This window comes from Bacillus cereus group sp. BfR-BA-01310, from assembly GCF_022664325.1.
Lineage (GTDB): Bacteria > Bacillota > Bacilli > Bacillales > Bacillaceae_G > Bacillus_A > Bacillus_A paramycoides.
Map to the genome: position 1 here is coordinate 45,655 of NZ_JAKUHD010000016.1, position 21,890 is coordinate 67,544.

The window sequence follows — 21,890 nt, forward strand, 5'->3', positions numbered from 1 at the left end:
GGTAGTGAAGAAATTCTTTGTAGGATTTTTAGTTGTTCTTGGAGTGTATTTATATTTCCAAGGTAAGTCTGAAGGAATGGATAAGCTAATGAATGAGACAAGCTATGTTGATTCAGAAGAAGCAAAACAGATGAAACAGATCATTATAGAGGAAGCAAAGAAAGTAAATCTCCCGGAATGGATACCTCTTACAATTGCCGAACATGAAAGTAGGTTAAATCCAAGAAGCGTTGGAGATAACGGGACTTCATTCGGGTTGTTTCAATTACATCGCGGTGGTGGGCTTGCGCCAGATCATTTAACAGATGAAGAGTTGAAAGATCCACGTACAAATGCACAAATTGCAATGCCGCATTTAATGAAAGGGTACAAACGTGGGGTGCAAAAAGGTTTGACTGATTTTGCATTACTAAAATATATAGCGAATACATCTGGATGGCCAGGGAATTTAGGACCAGAGTGGACGGATAACAATATGAAGTATAACGTCGGATTAGAGGATGTATACTATCGAAATAAAGGCGTAATAAAAGAGTAGGTTTTCTATACCTACTCTGTTTTTTTTGAATAGTTTAATCCTTTTGTCTTGTGAAATACTGCGATAGTTGTATTTTCACATTTTCAAGTTTTGTAGAAACTTGCGGTATTTTATATCCTACATACAATGGTGAAACTACAAACCTGGGAACAACTTTACAAATGATTTTTCCATTCAGGTGATAGAAGAATAAATTATAACTACTACACCCTTTATGGAAATCTGTTAATATGTAACATACAGTTTGCTGAATGTAATTTGCCATTTCATCTATAAATGAAATATCTTCAATGATGATGTTAAATTCAGTAAAACCGATAATGGGACGCTCTGAAATATTAAGTTCAATGCGCTCGTTTTTTTGTACAATTACCCCTTGGAAATTTTTCTTTTCTACGTTTTCTAGATAGTCTACATATTTCATTCCGATGATTTGCATATGTGCATGATGCAAACTTCCGCCTGAAAATGGGCCGTGATTTTTATATAAAATAACGGATGTGAATTCATTACTTTCCTGTAAGTCTAACCAATGTTTAATGGAGAAACGAATTAGTGATCTCATATGTTCTTCTGTATATGTTGCGATATGATCATCACAATTATCGGTTTCGATTAGCACAGTTTGAAATGTATCTTTTAATGTAGGGAATTTATTTTTTAACCAAATAATAGAGCCCTCGGTTGCTAAAATATCAGTTAAATTTTCTCTGTCGCAAAAAGGACAAGCAGCGCTTCTGTTACGAATGCTTTCTGGTTTTTGTTTGCCGATATCATTCAAAAAATAAAGTTGTTGTGTATCCATTTCTCTATACCCCTTTAAAATGTGTGTAAAACTGCCGTCTAATACATTCGGGAAAGGGAGGGGGAAATCCTTTAAAGGAAACAGAGCAAAAAATAAAAGACAAGATATCCTCATTACAATAGGGTACCTTGTCTTTTATTTTTTCTTTAATAATGTGTATGGATAATATGGAGTATTTTCATTTTGTTTCTTTTTTCTATTTTTCATTGTGTATAAAGCAATTGCTGTACTTGCGATTACAATAATGGCTTTCTTCATATTCATATACCCCTTTTTATTGTTCATTTAATTCTTGGCTAACTGCTTTCGCATCAACTAAAGCATGCAAGATCATTTTTACCATGTTCATCATATCTCTTCACTCCTTTTTATAGTTCGTTTAGTTCTTTTACAACTGCTTGTCCGTTCACTAATACCTCAAAGATTGCTTTTACGATTTCTTTCATCATGATTGTTTCCTCCTTTATTTGTCTCTCTTGTTTACATCTTTATTGTATAGGGAGGCATCTTTTCGTACTATCGCTTTCCATTACGTGAACATAACAGTTTTGTAAGATTTGATGTCACTTATTGAAATGTTTAGTCTATCTTCATTATTTTCAGAAAAATGACTATTCAAACATGAAATGGGAAAGTATAATAAAGAAGTAAGTATTAAATTCCGTACGAAAGGAGTGAATGAGATGAAATGTTCTTTAGCTACGCGCGCAAAATTTTTAGATTATATCTATATTTGTCGTGCGATTTTTCATGATGTAGTTGTTAACGGGATACGTATGCCCTTTTTTAACAATTGCATAGTAGCTATTGAACGATAGAAATCTCTTCACCCATTTTTGATAAAACGTGTGAAAAGGGAGCTATTTAGCTTCCTTTTTCTATGCCAAAAACCATGGGGAACGTTTCTTTCCCATGGTTTTTTATATTGAAAGGAGTACGGAAAATGACAATTTGTAGCGTGAACAATATAACGAAATCCTTTGGTGGAAACATCATATTTGAAAATATATCGCTTGAAATAAAGAATGGTGAACGTGTTGGTTTAGTTGGTCGTAACGGAAGTGGGAAGACGACGATCTTTCAGCTTCTAACAGGGATGGAGAATGTGGATGTAGGAGCTATCCATATGAAGAAAGGAACACGTATTGGTCATGTGGCACAAATTCCAAAGTTTGATGATGGAATAACCGTATATGATGTATTAAGTTCTGCTTTTAAAGCAGAAAAGGAATTAGAAAGGGAAATGCATGCTTTAGAAAAGAATATGGCGGAAGAGCTGGAACCATTTGCTTTAGAAAAATTAATGGAGAGATACGGAATAATTCAAGAAAGATTCGCATTTCTCGGTGGTTACGAAATAGAAGCAAATATTATGAAGGTAGCAAATGGCCTACAAGTGACGGAACTATGCTCTCGATTATTTACGGAATTAAGCGGTGGTGAACAGACAAAGGTAAGTCTTGCGTATATGCTATTGCAGAAACCAGATTTACTTTTATTAGATGAACCAACAAATCATCTAGATTTATTTGCAGTTGAATGGTTAGAGCAGTTTTTAAAAGAATATGTTGGGACGGTCATGGTCATTTCGCATGATCGGTATTTTCTTGATGAAGTTGTAACGAAAATTTTAGATTTAGAGGATGGAGAAATTCACGTATATCATACGAACTATTCACAGTTTATTGAGGAAAAAGAAGAAAGGTTGCTTCAGGAATTTCAAGCTTATCAAGAACAACAAAAGAAAATAAAGAAAATGAAAGAAGCAATTAAGCGTCTACGTGAATGGGCAAATCAAGCGAATCCTCCGAATGAAGGATTGCATAAGAGAGCGAGAAATATGGAACGTGCATTAGAGCGTATAGAGAAATTAAAGAGACCGATTTTAGAACGAAAACAGATGGGACTTCAGTTTGAAGGGCAAGAGAGAAGCGGAAAAGATGTCGTTGTAATGAAAGAAGTTAGTAAAGGATTTGCTGACAGAGCTTTATTCGAGAAAGCAAACTTGCATATTCGTTTTCAGGAGCGCGCAGCTATCGTTGGACGTAATGGTACAGGAAAGACTACGTTATTAAAATTACTACTAGAAGAAATACAGCAAGATGCTGGAGAAATTCGGATTGGTAGTAGTGTGAAAATCGGTTATTTATCGCAGCACGCGTATGGGAATATGAAGAACAATGTACTGGAAGCTTTCAGAGAGTGTGTAGCTGTAACAGAGGGAGAAGCAAGACACATATTAGCTCGATTTTTATTTTATGGTCCAGCTGTTTTTAAGAAAGTCACGCAACTTAGTGGTGGAGAAAAAATGAGGTTAAGGCTCGCGCAACTTATGTATCAAGACATCAATTTTTTAATTTTAGATGAGCCGACAAACCATCTTGATATTGAATCAAGGGAAGTTTTAGAGGAAGCACTTGAACAATATAATGGGACGATTTTAGCTGTTTCACATGATCGTTATTTCTTAAATAAATTATTTGAAAAGACATATTGGATTGATGAGCACAAATTATTTGAGTTTGCAGGGAATTATGCATGGGCTCGTCAAAAGTGGGAAGAAAGAATTGAGAAACAAGTAGTGAAACAGAAGCAGCAAGGGAGTAAAGCGTTAGAAATGATACCTATAAAAAAGCAGGAGTCTAGAAATTTAGAGAAAGTTGAAAACGAGTTAATGCATATAGAAGAAGATATATATGCACTTGAATGTAAAATGGCAAATGTAGTTGATGTTGAAATGCTTGAACAATTGTATGAAGAAAAAACGAAAAAAGAGTTGTTACGAGCAGATTTATATAATGAGTTAGAGAATATTGTGGAGTAAAGAAAATAGAATGAAAAAGAGCAAGTTGTTTTCTCATATTTTGAGGGAGGGCTTGCTCTTTTTTTTGTATAACGAAGAGATAAAAATTGGTATAATTTTCTTATCGCGATGATAAGAAAATGAGCTTTATGCTACGGAAACGTGAGGAGAATTTTATGTTAGGATACGCGCGGATTGCTACAATCGTCATGATTTGTTTAGTTTACGCAAATCATGTTTCACGTGAAACAGCAAATTTACAAATTTTTGTTGGCATTGCACTTTTCATTTATATTGTGAATCATATTTTACTTGTAAAAGAAAAAGGGGGTAGGAAACTCGTTTTTTATACCTTGATCGCAAACGGTATTGTCACAGCGTTATTAGGATTTTTATTTCCCGAGACATGTTTGTATTTAATTATATTTGGAATTGATGCAATAGGATTATTTATTCATGATTGGCGTAAAAGTACGACTTATTTTTTTATCGCTTTTTTCTTTCTTTGTTGGTTTATAAATATAATGCATACGTACCAACATACAGGGAGTCTGGAATTGGAGAGTAATGCAATTAACTTTATGTTCATCGTTTTCAGTGCTTTAGCTGGAAACTTAATAAAAAAACTTACAGCTGCTCGGCAAATGGTAGATGAGCAATATGGGAAATTAGCATTATCTCATACAGCTTTAAAAGAAGCACATGAACAATTACGGCTATATGCTAAAGAGGTGGAAGAATTGACTGCCGTTCGGGAGCGGAATGATATTGCCCGAGAAATTCATGATACCGTTGGTCATAATATGACAGCTTTACTTGTTCAGTTACAACTAGCGGAGGCTTTATGGAAACAAAAATCGGACGCTACGGAAGAGGTTTTACATACATGTCATGGGTTAGCTAGAAAATCACTTCAAGAAGTGAGAACTTCTGTGCATGCCTTAAAAGAGGAAAGTAAACTAGGGAACATAATAGAGAATATGCGTGAAATGTTACATGGATATTCTAAAGCGACGAAAGTACAAGTATCTTTTCAATTACAAGGGGATCCGGTTGTGATTCCGTTGTCACTACAGCCTACGTTACTTCGTATTATGCAAGAGTCTTTAACGAATGCAAAACGTCACGGGAAAGCTAGTTTATGTGAAGTAAGTTTAGTTTGTTCAGTGGAACAAGTTAAGTTATGTATTTCGGATAATGGTATGGGAGTCAATGAAGTAAGCCCTGGGTTTGGGTTACTTAATATGAAAGAACGTGTAGAGGAGCATGGTGGAATCATTCAATTTGAGAGTGAAATAGAAAAAGGTTTTCGCCTAAAAATCGAATTCCCGCTCCGAGAAAAAACATGGATAATAGGGGGAGCGTTATGATTCGAATTATGATTGTTGATGATCAATCACTGATTCGTGATGGATTGGCAATGATATTAAATTTACGTCCGGAACTGGAAGTGGTGGGGACGGCTAGTGATGGGGATGAAGTCGTACAAAAGGTGAAACAATTACAGCCTGAAATTATTTTGATGGATATTCGGATGCCTCGTATGAATGGTGTTGAAGGAACTCGTTTAGTTAGAGAAAAGTTTCCTCATATAAAGGTTCTTATGTTAACGACTTTTAGTGATAGTGAGCTTATTTTTGAAGCATTAGAGCAAGGAGCGAGCGGATATTTATTGAAGGACATGGAGACGGATGCAATCGTTCAAGCTATTTTAACGGTACACGGTGGAGGCGCTGTGCTTCCTCAAGATATAACAGCGCAAATTGTAAAGGAATTAAAAAAGACAAAAGTAGCAGTAGAGTGCCCCCCACCAGAACAACTAGAACAATTAACTGAGCGTGAAGTAGATGTTTTAAGGGAAATTGGGCTTGGCTTAAATAATAAAGAGATTGCTGAAAAGTTATTCATTACAGAGGGAACTGTAAAAAATCACGTTTCTAATTTAATTAGTAAGCTCGAACTGAGAGATCGAACACAAGCAGCAATATACGCAGTAAGATATGGTGTTACGACATACACATGACTTTTGGCATATATAAGTGTGAAAAAGCAGCAAAATTTGCTGCTTTTTTTATTTTGTATTTCTATCTCAAGACTGATGGAGAGAAGAAGAAATTTTTCTACAATGAAAGTGTAGATGAATGCAAAGGGGCTGAATCAATATGTTAGTCATTGATCATATTACGAAATCATTTGGCAAGAAGGAAGTTGTAAAGAGTGTTTCTTTTGAAGTGAAAAAGGGTGAAACATTTGGATTGCTTGGTCCAAATGGAGCGGGGAAGTCAACGACGATATCAATGATTTGCGGGTTAATTCCATACGATAGTGGTGATATAAAAGTTGGTGGGAAATCTGTAAAAGAGTATCCATTAGAAGCAAAAAAGAAAATCGGTATTGTCCCGCAAGACATTGCGCTGTATCCGACACTTTCAGCAAAGGAAAATTTGATTTTTTGGGGAAAGATGTACGGTTTAAATGGAAAAGCTGCAAAGGAGCGGGCAGAGGAAGTGTTAGCGTACGTCGGTTTACAGGATCGGGGAAAAGATAAAATTGAAACATTTTCAGGTGGAATGAAAAGGCGTATTAATATTGGTGCAGCACTTATGCACGAACCAGAGTTATTAATTATGGATGAACCGACAGTCGGAATTGATCCACAATCGAGAAATCATATTTTAGAGACGGTTAAAAAATTAAATGAAAAAGGTATGACGGTCATTTATACGAGTCATTACATGGAAGAAGTTGAGTATTTATGTGAGCGAATTGCCATCGTTGATCACGGAAAGGTAATTGCACTAGGAACGAAAAGAGAGTTATGCAATCGTCTGACAGATGGGTTTATAGTGAAATTGCAATTAAATCGCTATAGTACGGAACTGCTACAAAAGTTGAAAGCACTACCTGTTGTTGAGCGTATTATTTTTGACGAAGATAATAGCACGATTGACATTGGACTAAACGGTGGAGAGGCAATTGGCACGGTTGTGTCAGTAGTTGTTGAGAACAACGCTCAAATTTTAAAACTTGAAGTGCAAGAACCGAATTTAGAGGTACTCTTTTTACAATTAACAGGACGTTCACTGCGTGATTAAGGAGGTTAGTGCGAGATGAAAAGTTTCATTATTGCATGGAAAGATTTAAAAATCCGTTTAATTGATCGCCGCGGATTTATGATGATGATACTTATGCCGCTTTTATTAACAGCGATTTTAGGTTCAGCGTTAAGTAATGTATTTGATAGTGGTGGACTACCGAAAACAGTAATTGGCTATTATCAAGAGGGAACGGATGAGTTTGCAGATGTCTTTCAAAAAGATGTATTGCAGTCTAAGGAAATAAAAGATGATGTGAAAGTAAAGGTAGTTAACTCCCAGGTAGAGCTTGAAGATATGTTAAAGGAAAAGAAAATCGATGTAGGAATTGTCATCCCAAATAAATGGAGCGAACAAGTACAAGATGGAAAATTAAAAGAACCAAAGGTGCTTATAGACCCATCAAAAGATATACAAGCAAAAATTGCCGAGTCAATGATCCACTCTTTTTCAGAACGTGTTCAAACAGTCGCAGTATCTACTAAAAGTGTTGTAACAGAATTAGCAAAATCTCAGCAGGGTGATGTAGCACAAGTTGCAAAAGAGGTAAGTGGAAGTCTACAGACGATAGCAACTACAAGTGCGGATAACATCGAAAGAGGAACGATAGGTAAAAAAACAGTTGCGGCGATGCAATATTATGCAGCAGCGATGTTAGTCATGTTTTTACTATATAACATAACAGTAGGTGCAAAGTCAGTTGTAACAGAACAACGAACTGAAACGTTGGCGCGTTTGTTTAGTACACCGACGAGCTCATTTTCAATTTTATTCGGGAAGTTTTTAGGTACATTACTATTTGCCTGTATACAATTTGGAATATTTATAGTTGCTACACACTTTATGTTTCATGTGGAATGGGGCGAAGACGTGTCTCAAATAGTAGTGTTGGGAATTTCTTATGCAATTTGTGTTTCTGGTTTATCTATGTTAATTGCGGCCTTTATTCGTGAGGAAAAAACGGCAGATTTAATGGGGGGAATGGGTATTCAAATACTAGCTATATTAGGGGGATCAATGTTACCGATTTACGTATTTCCCGATACACTTCAAACAGTTGCGAATATTGCTCCGAATAAATGGGCGCTTACGAGCTTCTTAAATATTATGTCGGGAACATCTTGGGATGTGCTACTTCCTGTTATTTTAAGTTTATGTAGTGCAGGAATTATCTCCGTTATGATTGGAACGTTACGTTTACGTACGAGATAGGAGGGGAAATGATGAAGAAGGTTTGGGCACTTTGTTGGCTAGAATTAAAACAAATTTTAATTAGGCCACAAAGTTATATACTCATGTTTGGAATGCCTATTATTTTCACACTCATTTTCGGCGGGCTTTTAGGTGGAAGTGGGAATGCGAAAGTAAATATTAGTTTAGTAGATAAAGATGGTTCTGTATTATCTAGCAAGTATTACGAGGAAATAAAGAAAAGTGATTTAATTTCTATAGAAAAGGTAACGTATGAGGAAGGGAAACAGAGGATCGAAAACAAGAAATCATCTGGTATAATCATCATCCCGAAGGATTTTCAAAAGAGTATGCTAGATAGAAAGGTAGAAAATATTCAATTTCAAGCTAGTGCTGATTTTACTGGTGGAACTTCTGTAGAGCAAGTATTAGCAAGTGCATTAAAAAAGATGGAGATAGAAGTTAGTGCAGCAAGAGATTTTGAGAAGAAAAGTAACACTTCGTGGGAAACGATGTATGAAACAATTTATACAAAAGTAGATCCTGTTTCGATTCAAAAAGAATCGATTTTACATGATGATCAAAAGTTAAATAACGTTACAGGGCGAGCTGCAGGTTTTTCAATTCTATTCGTCATGATTGTCATGTTAAGTGCGACGGGAACTATTTTGAAAGCTAGACAACTTGGTGTTTGGTCTCGTTTATTAGGAGTGCCAGTTTCAAAAGTTCAAATACTAGCAGGATATATCCTTTCCTTCTTTTTAATAGGGTGGATTCAATTTGGTGTTTTAATGATATTAACGCATTCATTATTTGATGTGCAGTGGGGAAATTTATTAGGGGTTATTACACTCGTTTCAGTATTGTTATTAGCCGTCATTGGTCTAGCTTTATTATTGGCAAGTATCGTAAAAACAACAGAACAGCAGTCCGCACTAGGTAATATCGTTGTAATTTCAACATGTATGATTAGTGGTCTTTATTGGCCAATCGAAATTGAGCCGGCATGGATGCAGGCGGCGGCAAATTTTGTTCCGCAAACGTGGGCGATGCGTGGCTTTACGGAGCTAATTGTAAGGGGAGGCACATTAGCAGATATAGGAGGATATATTGGTATACTCAGTTTATTTGCAGGAGTATTTTTCGTAATTGGTTTAACGAGAATACGTTACGACTGAAAAAAAGAAAGCAGAGTTACAGCTTTAAGCGCTGAACTCTGCTTTCTTTTTGTGTATCGTCTTCTTTCATAGAGATAATAATTGCGATCCCTAACATAACGAAAAAAGCTAAAAAGAGGACGAACTTTGGGAAGAACGGGAATAGTAATAATGCCCCGACTATCATGATTGTTAATAACACATAGTGCAGGACATATTGGAATAGGTTGTCTATATTTTCGCCCCCTTTTTGGTAGTTAATTGTTATTATTCTATGCTGGGCTAGTAGATAATAGAATGAATTTTTTGCTAAGTTTACCTAAATTAAAGATTGATCAATAATTTTAAAAAAATTCTTAAAAATATTTATATAGAAAGAATTGACAAAATATAGTGAACGATATAAGCTAATAACCATAAAGTCTACCGGAAAGGTCGGAATAAGATTGTTACCCCTCAAAAACATCTGTTTTTTTACGTTTAAAACCGACTTTTCCGATTGGCTATAAAATGTTGCTGTGGGAGGCATACATAAGGCAAGCAGTTCATAAAGTGTAATTATTAAAAAAAGTTAGGGTGGGGACAATGAAGACAAAGACAAAAAAATGGGCTGGTGTATTTTCAGTATTACTGAGTAGTTCGTTTGTGTTATCTGCTTGTGGGGGACAGGAAGATACGGCTTCTACAGAACCAGTTAAACAGCAAGATTTAAAGAATATAAAAATCGAAAAGATTGCTGCTACAGATAAGACGAAAGTACCTGATAAAGCAAAAAATCGAAAAGACACGTTAGTTGTTGGAATTAATAAACCAGGTGGTGTCTTTTTACCATACTTCCAGCAAAATGGTTGGGATGGAAACGTAACGTCTGTTATTTTTGCATCTCTTGTATCAACAGATAAACAAGGAAAACCAATTCCAGAATTAGCTGAGAAGTGGGATGTTTCCTCTGATCAGTTAACATATACATTCCATTTACGTAAAGATTTAAAATTTAGTGATGGTTCGCCATTAACAGCAGATGATGTAGCGTTCACATTGACGCTTTTACATGATAAGGCATATGAAGGTGAAATAGACATTTCTCAATATGCGGTTAAAGGTGGTAAAGAATATAAAGAAGGAAAAGCAACTTCTATTGAAGGCCTTCAAGTTATAGATCCACAGACAATTAAAATTACGACTGAAAAAGTTAACTCTCAAACACTAACTGCTTTAGGTGGTCCAGTGTTATCAAAAGCTTATTATGGAAAAGACTATAAACAAAATACAAGTTTAGACTATTTAAAAGAGTTATATGGAAAACCGATAGCTGCGGGCCCATATAAATTCGAAAAGTATATTCCAGGCCAAGAAGTTCGATTTGTAGCAAATGAAAATTATTATGCAGGTAAACCGAAAATTCCAAACTTCATTTATAAAATTACTGCTGGTGATACGAAACTACAATTGTTCCAAACAGGCGAAGTTGACTACACTGGCCTAGGTACTGGTGATGAAATTCTTGAGCAGGCGAAAGGTTTACAATTCGCGAACATTCAAATCGAAACGGCGGCATCATTTAGTTATATTTATATGAATAATAATAAGCCGTATTTAAAGGATAAAAAGGTTCGCCAAGCACTTATTTACGGATTAGATCGTAAAAAGTATGTTGATACAGCATTAAAAGGATACGGTACGGTAGCTAATGTACCAATTCATCCAACTTCTTGGGCCTATACGGAAGAAGGGGTTAATAAATATGAATACGACAAAGAAAAAGCGAAAAAATTATTAGATGAAGCAGGATGGAAAGTTGGTTCGGATGGAGTGCGTGAAAAAGATGGTCAAAAATTAAAGCTTTCTTATTTCGGTCCAAGTTCGGCTAAAGATAGTGATTTATTAATTCCAATTGCGAAAGAGAATTATAAAGAGATAGGTGTAGAGTTTAATCCTGAATTTATGGACTTTAATACTATGCTTTCGAAGGTAAACAAAGGTGATTATGATTTGGCTTCTGTTTCGACACCGATTACAAGTGATCCAAGTGAAACAGCTGGTGAATATTTATCTGGTGTCAATGAGAAGAGTCTTGGTTATAAAAATGCGAAAGTAGATGAGCTAATTAAAAAAGGTATTGAGACAGTTGATATTGAAAAACGTAAACCGATTTATAAAGAATTATATAAAGAGTTAAGTGATGATCCACCAGTAATTCTATTAAACTATCGTAGAACAATTACTGGATACAACGGGAATATAAAAGGAATTGACCCTGAAAAATACAATAGTATTAGTGCAAACTTACCAGTATTATCTATTGAAAAATAACGATAAGAATGTATAAGTAGAAGACATTTTTTCATTCGGTTAGTAATGTACCGCTTTGAAAAAATGTTCTTCTATTTTAGGCATAAGATTGGAGAGAAAAAGGGTGAAAACATATATCGTTCGTAGGTTGTTACAAATGATTCCTACACTGTTGGGTACGTCAGTTATTATCTTTTTTTTGTTCGCGCTTCTTCCAGGGGATTATATTGATTCAAATCCAAAGATTACACCAGAAAGGGCAGCTGAACTTAGGGAATTATATGGATTAAATAAGCCAATCGTTGAGCGTTATTTTCATTGGTTAGGTAATGCATTGCAAGGGGATTTTGGTTTTTCGCTTCAATATCAAGAACCTGTAACGTCATTATTAAATAAATTTATTTGGAATTCTTTTATTGTAGCGGTTATTGCATTGTTCTTTATTTGGCTAATTGCACTTATTATCGGTGTATTTTCCGCGACAAAGCAACATTCCTTATTTGATAAGCTTGTAACAATTGGTGTCTTTGCAGCGATGTCATTCCCTTCATTCTTTATCGGTTTGTTTTTAATTAAAGTGTTCGCGGTTGACTTTAAGTTATTACCGATAGGCGGAATGATTGATGTTGGGAGTAACTCAACTGGGATTACTTACGTAATAGAAGTTGCAAAGCATATGGTTTTACCAGTGTTTATTTTAACTCTTCTTGGAGTGGGTTCATTAACTCGTTATTTTAGAACGAGTATGTTAGAGGTTGTGAGACAAGATTACATTCGGACGGCTAGAGCAAAAGGTTTAAAGGAGAAGACCGTTATTTATAAACATGCATTAAAAAATGCAATTTTACCGGCTATTACATTGCTTGCATTTGAGTTACCAGGGTTGTTTTCAGGGGCAATTATTATTGAACAAATTTTCAACTGGCCAGGTATCGGTAATATTCAATTGGAAGCACTTAATTTCCGTGATTATACAGTATTAATGGCATTTACGATGTTTCTTTCTTGTTTGACAATTGTTTCAAACTTTTTAGCGGATGTTGTATATGCCGTTGTTGATCCACGTATTCGGTTGAAGTAAGGGGGGAGAGAGATGGAAACTGTTACAGCAATTACAGAGAAAAAAGCAAAAAAGAAAAGACGGAATGAATCATCGCCGTGGAGACAAGCTTTTAAAAGGATAAAGAAAAATAAAATGGCACTTATAGGGTTTTATGCATTAATTTTTATGTTTTTATTTTGTTTTATCGGTCCATTCTTTTCACCGTATGCATCAGGAAAAATACAAGTTACGCTAATTAACAAACCACCTAGTTTTTCTCATTGGCTTGGTACAGATCAATTAGGAAGGGATATTTTAACGAGGCTTATGCAAGCGGGGCGGATTTCGTTAACAATTGGCTTAGCCTCAATGGTTTTATCAGTTATACTAGGTGCTTTATTAGGAGCTATTGCAGGTTTTTACCGTGGTATCGTCGACAATATTATAATGCGTCTTGCCGATATTTTAATGTCGATGCCAGGATTACCGTTACTTATTATAATGGGGGCTATTTTATCAGAATGGAAAGTACCATCTGATTATCGTCTTTATGTCATTATGATTATTTTAAGTTTAGTAGGTTGGCCAGGACTTGCCCGTCTCGTACGAGGTCAAATTTTATCGCTTCGAGAACAATCGTATATGCAAGCTGCTGACGTGCTCGGGATAAAAGATTACCGGAAAATCGTATATCATTTAATCCCAAATGTTTTGCCAATATTAATTGTTGTATCAACATTAGGTGTTGCGGGTTCTATTTTAGGGGAGTCTGCACTAAGCTACCTAGGCCTTGGTGTCGTTCCACCTACACCATCGTGGGGAAATATGATTAGTGCAGCAAACTCATTAATCGATTTCCAAAAACGTCCGTGGTTATGGATTCCGCCTGGTTTTGCAATCTTTATAACAGTCGTATCAATTAATTTACTTGGCGATGCACTTCGTGATGCATTAGATCCAAAGATGAAGCGGTAGGTGAGGAAGCATGAGTAAAGCAGTAGTAGAGCTAAAGGATTTACAAACACACTTTCAGACGGAAGAAGGTACAGTAAAGGCTGTCAATCATGTTAGCTTTTCAGTTCGAGAAGGTGAAACAGTTTGTGTAGTAGGCGAATCAGGTTGCGGGAAAAGTGTAACGGCCTTATCTATTATGGGACTTATTGCTGAATCTGGTGGCATCGTTGGTGGCGATATTCTTTATGAAGGAAAGAGCCTTTTAGGAATGAAAGAGAAAGAACTTCGTAGTTTAAGAGGAAATGATATCGCGATGATTTTCCAAGAACCGATGACATCGCTTAATCCAGTCTTCACTGTCGGAGAGCAAATTGTTGAGACGTTAAGGGAGCATGAACTACTTAGCAAAAACGAAGCATACAAAAAAGCAATTGAATTAATTCGTAAAGTCGGTATAGCTCGTGCTGATGAAATTGTACATTCTTATCCTCACGAACTGAGCGGTGGAATGTTACAACGTATTATGATTGCTGTTGCGCTTAGTTGTAATCCAAAGTTATTAATTGCAGATGAACCGACAACAGCTCTTGATGTTACGATTCAAGCACAAATATTAGACTTATTAAGACAAGTAAAAGAGGAATTTAAAACGTCTATCTTATTAATTACACATGATCTAGGTGTTGTAGCGGAAATGGCCGATTACGTTGTTGTTATGTATGGTGGTAAAGTCATTGAAGAAGCGCCAGTAGTAGAGCTATTTCAAAATCCTAAACATCCATATACGAAAGGGTTGCTAAAATCAAAACCAGTAATGGGGAAACGAACAGATAAACTTTATTCTATTCCAGGGCAAGTTCCGAATTTAGTTGGCTTAGATGAGTTTTGTTACTTTAGCGGTCGTTGTGAGCATTGCATGGAAATATGCAAAAACGAAGCACCAAATCTGAATGTACATGATGAGAATCATAAAGTGGCTTGCTGGTTATATGAGGAGCGTGCGGAATAATGAGTGAACCATTATTAGAAGTGAAAAATTTAAAGACATATTTTCCGATTAAAGGCGGCGTATTTAGTAGAACGATTGGACATGTGAAAGCGGTAGATGGAGTAAGCTTTACAATCGATAAAGGAGAAGTGTTTGGCCTCGTAGGGGAATCTGGAAGTGGGAAAACGACGATAGGGAAAACAATTCTCCGTCTCGTTCAAAAAACAGAAGGTGAAGTGAAATTTAAAGGTCAAGATGTTCATAGTTTATCAAAAGAGGAACTAAGAAAGCATCGTCCTAATATGCAACTTGTCTTCCAAGACCCATTTAGTTCATTAAATCCAAGAATGAGAATTGGAGAAGCACTTGGGGAACCGATGTTGGCCCACGGACTAGCAACGAAAGAAAATGTCCGTGAAAAGGTGATAGAGGTACTGGAGTTATGTGGTTTAGCTCCGTATCATATTGACCGATATCCGCACGAATTTTCTGGAGGACAACGTCAACGTATCGTTATTGCAAGGGCAATGGTATTAGATCCAGAATTTATTGTAGCTGATGAACCTGTTGCGGCATTAGATGTATCTATTCAAGCACAAATCATTAATTTGTTTAGTGAATTACAGGAGAAAAAGGGATTATCCTATTTATTCATTTCGCATGATTTAAGTGTTGTGGAGCATTTATGTACGAAAATTGGGATTATGTATTTAGGAACGATTGTGGAAACAGCGCCTCGTGATGAATTATTTGCAAATCCACTTCATCCGTATACAAAAGCATTGTTATCAGCTGTACCAATACCAGATCCAACGGTGAAACGAGAGCGAATTATTTTAGAGGGGGATATTCCAAGTCCAGCGAATCCACCTTCAGGTTGCCGTTTTCATACACGCTGCCCATTTGCAACAGAGGTTTGTAAAAAAGCTGTACCGGAATTTCGTAATGTTGGTGAAAATCATTTTGTTGCTTGTCATCATGTGTAAAAGAAAAGGACTCTTTCAAAATGTGAAAGAGCCCTTTTTTTATTTACTTGATGAAGTTTGTTTCAATACAAATTGCTCAATTGCGTGAGCAACACCGTTTTCATTATTCGTTAATGTAACAACGTCACATAATTTTTTTACGTCCTCTTCAGCGTTACCCATTGCAACTGATAAGCCAGCTACTTGTAACATTGGCACATCATTAAAGTTATCACCGATTGCAACAGTATCTTCAATTGGTATATTGAAATAAGCTGCCATTTCTTGTAGTCCGTTTCCTTTATGACCATGCTTATCCATAATTTCTACATTAGTAGGGGCCGATGCCGTAACTGAAATGTCCGTATCTTCTTGTAAAGTTTGCAATAGCTGCGAACGATGGGCAGCATTAAATGTTAAAATGAAGAATTTAGATATTTCTAATTCTGGATTATTTACGACATCTTCTATTTTTTGGAAGTCGGTAATTAGGTTTGATTTCTTTTGTTTTTCTGTAATTCTTTCAAGATCCTCAAGTGTAACATCTAGTGTATGCTTGTTTTCTTCGAACGCTTGCATCACTTGGTCTTGCCATGTATAAGGAGAATAAACCCCTTTATTTGTGTACAACTTATATGGAAATCCTTCAGATTCTAGTAACTTTGCAAGCTTGTACACTTTATCGTTTTGTAAACAACGCGAGTTAATTACCTTTCCATCCACATAAACAATTGCCCCATTGCTTGCCCCAACTGGAAGAGAGAGTTGATATTCTTCCAATAGTTTTAAAGCATCCTCTTTTGCACGACCAGAACAAATCATTACAATATGACCGGCTTCTTTTGCAGTTTGGATAGCTTGTAAGTTCTCTTTGGAGATTTCAAGATTAGATGATAATAATGTACCATCCATATCTAGTGCGATTAATTTCAAAATGACCACCTCTTTGTTTTCATTATACATAGTTATGAAAAGGAAACATATATACACGGCTTGAGTAAATTTTCCTATTTATATAGTTAAGAATGATTTTGTAACAAAACTAAGTAGATATAATGCTATATTTCCATTTGTAACTGTAATGTTACATTAATATTACAAACATGTAAGTGTTGAAAAACGCTATAAATAAAGGTTTTTAGGATGTGTTGATAAAAAACGTAAAAAAAATGTAATAAAAATTACGTAATTATATTGCAACGTAATAATAGTTATGTTACATTAATGTTACAAACGTTACGTAATTAATTTTAATGTAACGTTAACATAAAAACTATGAACTAATCATTTCTTAGAAATTACATATAGATAACTTATAAAAAAGGAGAATGAATAATATGAACAACGAGCAAGTATTAAATGTAACAAAAGGTGACTTCTTAGGATCAGCAAGCGGAGCGGTAGTATTAACAGCATTAATCGTATTTCTATCAAGCGTATTAGTATAATCGAAGTTTTATAACGAAATAAGAGAAGGGAGAATGAAAATTATGAACAACGAGCAAGTATTAAATGTAACAAAAGGTGACTTCTTAGGATCAGCAAGCGGAGCGGTAGTATTAACAGCATTAATCGTATTTCTATCAAGCGTATTAGTATAATAGAAGTTTTGTAATAAAAGTAAGAGAAGGGAGAATGAAAATTATGAACAACGAGCAAGTATTAAACGTAACAAAAGGTGACTTCTTAGGATCAGCAAGCGGAGCAGTAGTATTAACAGCATTAATCGTATTTCTATCAAGCGTATTAGTATAATAGAAGTTTTGTAATAAAAATAAGAGAAGGGAGAATGAAAATTATGAACAACGAGCAAGTATTAAACGTAACAAAAGGTGACTTCTTAGGATCGGCAAGCGGAGCGGTAGTATTAACAGCATTAATCGTATTTCTATCAAGCGTATTAGTATAATAAAAGTTTTGTAACAAAAACAAGAGAAGGGAGAATGAGGAATATGAACAAGGAACAAGTATTACAGGTAACAAAAAGGGATGTTTTAGGATCAGCAAGTGGAGCAGCCGTATTGACAGCGTTTATTGTATTCCTTACAAATGTATTAGTATGATGAATATTGATAACAATAAGTTTTTATACACCTTACGTACCATTATTCTAAAAAAATAAAGACTCTAGCATATTAGTAAATAGTTAATATGTTGGGGTCTTTTTTATTTTCCTCCCATATATCCTCTCAAGTATTGATATTATCCCCTTATCCCGCATTAACTGCCCGTAAAAGCCCGATTGGTGTGGGCTAATAATCAGTGGGGAATGAACAAAACCCCGACTGACTAAAGTTTCATTTTATTTTAAAGAGAAAAAAGTCGAATTTTATATGTAAGAAAAAAAGAGGAATTTGACAGAAAAGATAGAAAATTTTAAAAGTCAGAATTCGTTAGCTTGCTAACTAATTTCTATCAATTAATGTTGGAAGCGTTTTCGGTTAGGTTTAAGTATGGACCATTTAATCTATTTATAGGGGGATGAGGAATTTATGAAACAAAAATCTATGGATACGCTAGCTGCACAAATGGAGGATTTTTTTCCGGTACGTGATGTAGATCATATTGAATTTTACGTAGGAAATGCAAAGCAATCGAGCTATTATCTTGCGAGAGCATTTGGATTCAAAATTGTAGCTTATTCGGGATTAGAAACAGGAAACCGTGAAAAGGTATCTTATGTTCTTGTGCAAAAAAACATGCGTTTTGTTGTGTCTGGAGCTTTAAGTAGCGATAATCGCATTGCAGAGTTTGTAAAGACCCATGGTGATGGAGTAAAGGATGTGGCCCTTCTTGTTGATGATGTTGATAAAGCGTACTCTGAAGCGGTAAAACGTGGTGCTGTTGCAATTGCTCCTCCTGAAGAGTTAACAGATGAGGAAGGTACATTGAAAAAAGCAGTTATTGGTACGTATGGTGATACAATTCATACGCTTGTAGAGCGTAAAAATTATAAAGGAACATTTATGCCGGGATTCCAAAAGGTAGAGTTTAATCTTCCATTTGAAGAGTCAGGTTTAATTGCTGTAGACCATGTCGTTGGTAATGTTGAAAAAATGGAAGAATGGGTTAGCTATTACGAGAACGTCATGGGATTTAAACAAATGATTCACTTTGATGATGACGATATTAGCACAGAGTATTCGGCATTAATGTCAAAAGTTATGACGAATGGAAGCCGTATTAAGTTTCCGATTAATGAACCAGCAGACGGAAAAAGAAAATCACAAATTCAAGAATATCTAGAGTTCTATAACGGAGCGGGTGTACAGCATCTTGCTTTATTAACAAGTGACATTGTAAAAACAATTGAAGTGCTTCGTGCAAATGGCGTGGAGTTTTTAGATACGCCAGATACGTATTACGATGAGTTAACAGCACGTGTTGGGAAAATTGATGAAGAAATTGATAAATTAAAAGAATTGAAGATTTTAGTAGACCGTGATGAAGAAGGTTATTTATTACAAATCTTTACGAAACCAATTGTAGATCGTCCAACTTTATTTATTGAAATCATCCAACGTAAAGGTTCTCGTGGATTTGGTGAAGGGAACTTTAAAGCTTTATTCGAATCAATTGAAAGAGAACAAGAGCGTCGCGGGAATTTATAAAATTTATATCCACCAGCAAGAATTCCTTTGTTGGTGGAAATTTCATTTTTCATAGGGAGGAATCATGATGAAATTTGTTACATTTCGTCTCCCTTCGAAAGAAATGCGAGCTGGCTGGCTTGAAGGTGACAAAGTAATCGATATGAATCTTGCTAGTGATGGGAAATTACCTTCCTCTATGTTCGCCTTTTTAGAGAAAGCGGATGCGTATGTAGAAGTAGTGCGTAATATTAGAAATCCAGAAAAGGGTATATATCCTTTAGAGGAAGTACAACTGGCAGCGGTGATTCCTAATCCGAGTAGCATTCGAGATTTTTATGCCTTTGAACAGCATGTAAAAACAGCCCGCGGGAGAAGAGGGTTAGATGTTATACCTGAATGGTATGATATCCCGGTTTTTTATTTTACTAACCACCGTGCTGTTATTGGACCAGATGATTTTGTTACTGGTCCAAAGAAGTCTCAAAAGCTTGATTACGAGTTAGAGATTGCTTGTGTAATTGGAAAAGAAGGACGCAATATTTCTCGTGAGAAAGCGGAGGAATATATTTTTGGTTATTGTATTATGAACGACTGGAGTGCAAGAGACTTACAAGCGACAGAGATGAAAGTGGGGCTCGGTCCAGCGAAAGGGAAAGACTTTGCAACTTCATTAGGAGCGTATCTCGTTACGAAAGAGGAATTAGACGTTTATCGTAACGGTGATCGTTATGATTTAGAGATGACTGCTCATGTAAATGGACAGCTGTTATCAAAGGGGAATTTCCAAGATATTTACTATACATTTGCTGAAATGATTGAACGTGCTTCGGAAGATGTTACGTTATATCCAGGAGATGTTATCGGGTCTGGAACAGTAGGAACGGGCTGTATTTTAGAGCTTGGTACGGAAGAGTGGCTGCAAGATGGTGATGTTGTAGAACTTACGATTACTGGTTTAGGTACATTACGTAATACGGTAAAAAAAGAAATGGAAGCAGGTGATGGGCATGTATTATCGTCACATGGGGGAGCTACCTCATAAACGACATGTACAATTTTGTAAAAAAGATGGATCACTTTATCGTGAGCAGGTAATGGGGACAAAAGGTTTTTCTGGTACGCAGTCTATTTTGTATCATCATTATATGCCAACAGAAGTAGGACATGCAGCATTATCCCATTCTTGTCAGTTACAGTATGAAGAGGATGTTGCTCTTGCTCATCGTCATTTTCGCACGAAAGAAAATAAAAAAACTGGCGATGCAATAAGTGGGAGAAATTTCATACTTGGGAATGAAGACTTGTTAATTGGAGTAGTAAGTCCAACGGAAAAAATGGATTATTTCTACCGTAATGGTGATGGCGATGAAATGTTATTCGTTCATTATGGAACAGGGAAAATTGAGACGATGTTTGGAACGATTCACTATAGAAAAGGTGATTATGTAACGATTCCAATTGGAACAATTTATCGTGTCATTCCAGATGAAGGAGAGACTAAGTTTCTTGTTGTAGAGGCAAATAGCCAAATTACAACACCACATCGCTACCGCAATGAATATGGGCAATTGTTAGAACATAGTCCGTTTTGTGAAAGAGATATTCGTGGTCCGGAGAAATTGGAGACATATGATGAAAAAGGTGAGTTTGTCGTAATGACAAAGTCCAGAGGATATATGCATAAGCATGTTTTAGGGCACCACCCGTTAGATGTTGTTGGATGGGATGGATATTTATATCCGTGGGTCTTTAATGTAGAGGATTTTGAACCAATTACAGGTCGTATTCATCAACCGCCGCCAGTACATCAAACGTTCGAAGGACATAATTTTGTTATTTGCTCTTTCGTACCACGTTTATATGATTATCATCCTGAATCAATTCCGGCACCATATTATCATAGTAATGTGAATAGTGATGAAGTACTTTATTATGTAGAAGGTAACTTTATGAGCCGAAAAGGTGTAGAGGAAGGTTCTATTACGCTTCATCCAAGCGGGATTCCGCATGGGCCACATCCAGGGAAAACAGAAGCGAGTATAGGGAAGAAAGAGACACTTGAACTGGCTGTTATGATAGATACATTCCGTCCGCTTCGTATTGTAAAACAAGCACATGAGACGGAAGATGAAAAGTACATGTATAGCTGGATTGAAGAAGGTTCATATACTGTGAAATAAGTAAAAAGAGGCATGCTCAATAAAGGAGCATGCCTCTTTTTTGGAATCGACATGTATAATAATACCAAAAAAAAATATGAAAAGATATATAGATGTGATCTCGTGTTTTTTTTATATTTGTCGAATTTTTCTTTGTAATAGACGATAGTCTTCTATTTAGAAAGAATGACAAAAATAATTAATTGCATATTCTGAAATATTTCCGCTTATTTCGACAAAAGTATTGACTGTAAAAAGCGTTATGAGTAAAATGAAAATGCGAATTAAAAATTTTCAGAAAATTTAAA

Annotated in this window: 25 protein-coding genes; 21 read left to right on the forward strand and 4 right to left on the reverse strand. The window is 35.7% G+C overall.

Features of this window, described 5'->3' with window-relative positions:
* The first annotated feature begins 4 nt into the window (after positions 1-4).
* Positions 5-538 carry a transglycosylase SLT domain-containing protein gene (locus tag MR109_RS22895; RefSeq protein WP_071717877.1) on the forward strand — a complete coding sequence of 178 codons (534 nt, stop codon included), beginning with the start codon at positions 5-7 and terminating at the stop codon, positions 536-538.
* Positions 539-572: 34 nt separating this feature from the next.
* On the opposite strand, the gene MR109_RS22900 is transcribed toward MR109_RS22895, so the two are convergent.
* Positions 573-1,343, reverse strand: coding sequence for a DUF4931 domain-containing protein (locus MR109_RS22900; RefSeq protein WP_242273988.1), 771 nt, complete (start codon positions 1,341-1,343; stop codon positions 573-575).
* 135 nt (positions 1,344-1,478) lie between these two features.
* Positions 1,479-1,607 carry a spore coat protein B gene (locus tag MR109_RS22905; protein ID WP_242273990.1) on the reverse strand — a complete coding sequence of 43 codons (129 nt, stop codon included), beginning with the start codon at positions 1,605-1,607 and terminating at the stop codon, positions 1,479-1,481.
* 419 nt (positions 1,608-2,026) lie between these two features.
* Here MR109_RS22905 and MR109_RS22910 point away from each other — a divergent pair, with 419 nt between their 5' ends.
* The 7 genes from MR109_RS22910 to MR109_RS22940 all read left to right on the forward strand — a co-directional run bounded on the left by MR109_RS22910 (position 2,027) and on the right by MR109_RS22940 (position 9,610).
* Positions 2,027-2,161: an RAxF-45 family protein gene (locus tag MR109_RS22910; protein WP_002139888.1), complete on the forward strand. Its 135-nt coding sequence runs from the start codon at positions 2,027-2,029 to the stop codon at positions 2,159-2,161.
* A 74-nt stretch (positions 2,162-2,235) separates the two neighbouring features.
* Positions 2,236-4,167, forward strand: coding sequence for a ribosomal protection-like ABC-F family protein (gene abc-f, locus MR109_RS22915; protein WP_242274006.1), 1,932 nt, complete (start codon positions 2,236-2,238; stop codon positions 4,165-4,167).
* 155 nt (positions 4,168-4,322) lie between these two features.
* A complete protein-coding gene (locus tag MR109_RS22920; RefSeq protein WP_071717852.1) occupies positions 4,323-5,516 on the forward strand; it encodes a sensor histidine kinase in 1,194 nt (397 codons plus the stop codon).
* Positions 5,513-6,169: a response regulator gene (locus MR109_RS22925; protein WP_002175363.1), complete on the forward strand. Its 657-nt coding sequence runs from the start codon at positions 5,513-5,515 to the stop codon at positions 6,167-6,169. The genes MR109_RS22920 and MR109_RS22925 overlap by 4 nt, the downstream gene beginning before the upstream one ends.
* A 139-nt stretch (positions 6,170-6,308) precedes the next feature.
* A complete protein-coding gene (locus MR109_RS22930; RefSeq protein WP_242273992.1) occupies positions 6,309-7,241 on the forward strand; it encodes an ABC transporter ATP-binding protein in 933 nt (310 codons plus the stop codon).
* A 15-nt stretch (positions 7,242-7,256) separates the two neighbouring features.
* Positions 7,257-8,453, forward strand: a complete 1,197-nt coding sequence (locus MR109_RS22935; RefSeq protein ID WP_098475725.1) for an ABC transporter permease — start codon at positions 7,257-7,259, stop codon at positions 8,451-8,453.
* Between the two features lie 11 nt (positions 8,454-8,464).
* The gene (locus MR109_RS22940) at positions 8,465-9,610 is read left to right on the forward strand and encodes an ABC transporter permease (RefSeq protein ID WP_242273993.1); all 1,146 of its coding nucleotides are present in this window, start codon (positions 8,465-8,467) and stop codon (positions 9,608-9,610) included.
* Positions 9,611-9,626: 16 nt separating this feature from the next.
* Here MR109_RS22940 and MR109_RS30265 read toward each other — a convergent pair whose 3' ends face one another.
* Positions 9,627-9,824 (reverse strand): hypothetical protein, encoded by a 198-nt coding sequence (locus MR109_RS30265; protein ID WP_033719971.1) that lies wholly within the window; start codon positions 9,822-9,824, stop codon positions 9,627-9,629.
* Between the two features lie 350 nt (positions 9,825-10,174).
* On the opposite strand from MR109_RS30265, the gene MR109_RS22950 reads away from it, so the two are divergent.
* The 5 genes from MR109_RS22950 (at position 10,175) to MR109_RS22970 (ending at position 15,851) form a co-directional block, all read left to right on the forward strand.
* Entirely contained in the window at positions 10,175-11,902 is a 1,728-nt protein-coding gene (locus MR109_RS22950; protein ID WP_002175358.1) for an ABC transporter substrate-binding protein, read from the forward strand.
* A gap of 103 nt (positions 11,903-12,005) precedes the next feature.
* Positions 12,006-12,962, forward strand: coding sequence for an ABC transporter permease (locus MR109_RS22955; RefSeq protein WP_002175357.1), 957 nt, complete (start codon positions 12,006-12,008; stop codon positions 12,960-12,962).
* Positions 12,963-12,974: 12 nt separating this feature from the next.
* Entirely contained in the window at positions 12,975-13,898 is a 924-nt protein-coding gene (opp4C, locus tag MR109_RS22960) for an oligopeptide ABC transporter permease (RefSeq protein ID WP_242273995.1), read from the forward strand.
* Between the two features lie 10 nt (positions 13,899-13,908).
* The gene (locus tag MR109_RS22965) at positions 13,909-14,886 is read left to right on the forward strand and encodes an ABC transporter ATP-binding protein (RefSeq protein ID WP_098304421.1); all 978 of its coding nucleotides are present in this window, start codon (positions 13,909-13,911) and stop codon (positions 14,884-14,886) included.
* On the forward strand, positions 14,886-15,851 hold the full coding sequence (locus MR109_RS22970) for an ABC transporter ATP-binding protein (RefSeq protein ID WP_242273997.1): 966 nt from the start codon (positions 14,886-14,888) through the stop codon (positions 15,849-15,851). The genes MR109_RS22965 and MR109_RS22970 overlap by 1 nt, the downstream gene beginning before the upstream one ends.
* 39 nt (positions 15,852-15,890) lie before the next feature.
* On the opposite strand, the gene MR109_RS22975 is transcribed toward MR109_RS22970, so the two are convergent.
* Entirely contained in the window at positions 15,891-16,763 is an 873-nt protein-coding gene (locus MR109_RS22975; protein WP_002175353.1) for a Cof-type HAD-IIB family hydrolase, read from the reverse strand.
* 404 nt (positions 16,764-17,167) lie between these two features.
* Here MR109_RS22975 and MR109_RS22980 point away from each other — a divergent pair, with 404 nt between their 5' ends.
* From MR109_RS22980 to MR109_RS23015, 8 genes are all read left to right on the forward strand, one after another.
* The gene (locus tag MR109_RS22980) at positions 17,168-17,278 is read left to right on the forward strand and encodes a DUF3948 family protein (protein WP_001058532.1); all 111 of its coding nucleotides are present in this window, start codon (positions 17,168-17,170) and stop codon (positions 17,276-17,278) included.
* A gap of 33 nt (positions 17,279-17,311) precedes the next feature.
* Positions 17,312-17,431 (forward strand): DUF3948 family protein, encoded by a 120-nt coding sequence (locus MR109_RS22985; protein WP_002074222.1) that lies wholly within the window; start codon positions 17,312-17,314, stop codon positions 17,429-17,431.
* Between the two features lie 34 nt (positions 17,432-17,465).
* Positions 17,466-17,585, forward strand: coding sequence for a DUF3948 family protein (locus MR109_RS22990; RefSeq protein ID WP_002074222.1), 120 nt, complete (start codon positions 17,466-17,468; stop codon positions 17,583-17,585).
* A gap of 43 nt (positions 17,586-17,628) precedes the next feature.
* Positions 17,629-17,739: a DUF3948 family protein gene (locus tag MR109_RS22995; RefSeq protein WP_001058532.1), complete on the forward strand. Its 111-nt coding sequence runs from the start codon at positions 17,629-17,631 to the stop codon at positions 17,737-17,739.
* 34 nt (positions 17,740-17,773) lie between these two features.
* Positions 17,774-17,893: a DUF3948 family protein gene (locus tag MR109_RS23000; RefSeq protein WP_048376287.1), complete on the forward strand. Its 120-nt coding sequence runs from the start codon at positions 17,774-17,776 to the stop codon at positions 17,891-17,893.
* A gap of 429 nt (positions 17,894-18,322) precedes the next feature.
* Positions 18,323-19,441 (forward strand): 4-hydroxyphenylpyruvate dioxygenase, encoded by a 1,119-nt coding sequence (gene hppD, locus MR109_RS23005; RefSeq protein ID WP_025151089.1) that lies wholly within the window; start codon positions 18,323-18,325, stop codon positions 19,439-19,441.
* 67 nt (positions 19,442-19,508) lie between these two features.
* The gene (locus MR109_RS23010) at positions 19,509-20,465 is read left to right on the forward strand and encodes a fumarylacetoacetate hydrolase family protein (RefSeq protein ID WP_242273998.1); all 957 of its coding nucleotides are present in this window, start codon (positions 19,509-19,511) and stop codon (positions 20,463-20,465) included.
* Positions 20,431-21,603, forward strand: coding sequence for a homogentisate 1,2-dioxygenase (locus tag MR109_RS23015; protein WP_242273999.1), 1,173 nt, complete (start codon positions 20,431-20,433; stop codon positions 21,601-21,603). Before MR109_RS23010 ends, MR109_RS23015 begins: the two co-directional genes overlap by 35 nt.
* The last annotated feature ends 287 nt before the right edge of the window (positions 21,604-21,890 follow it).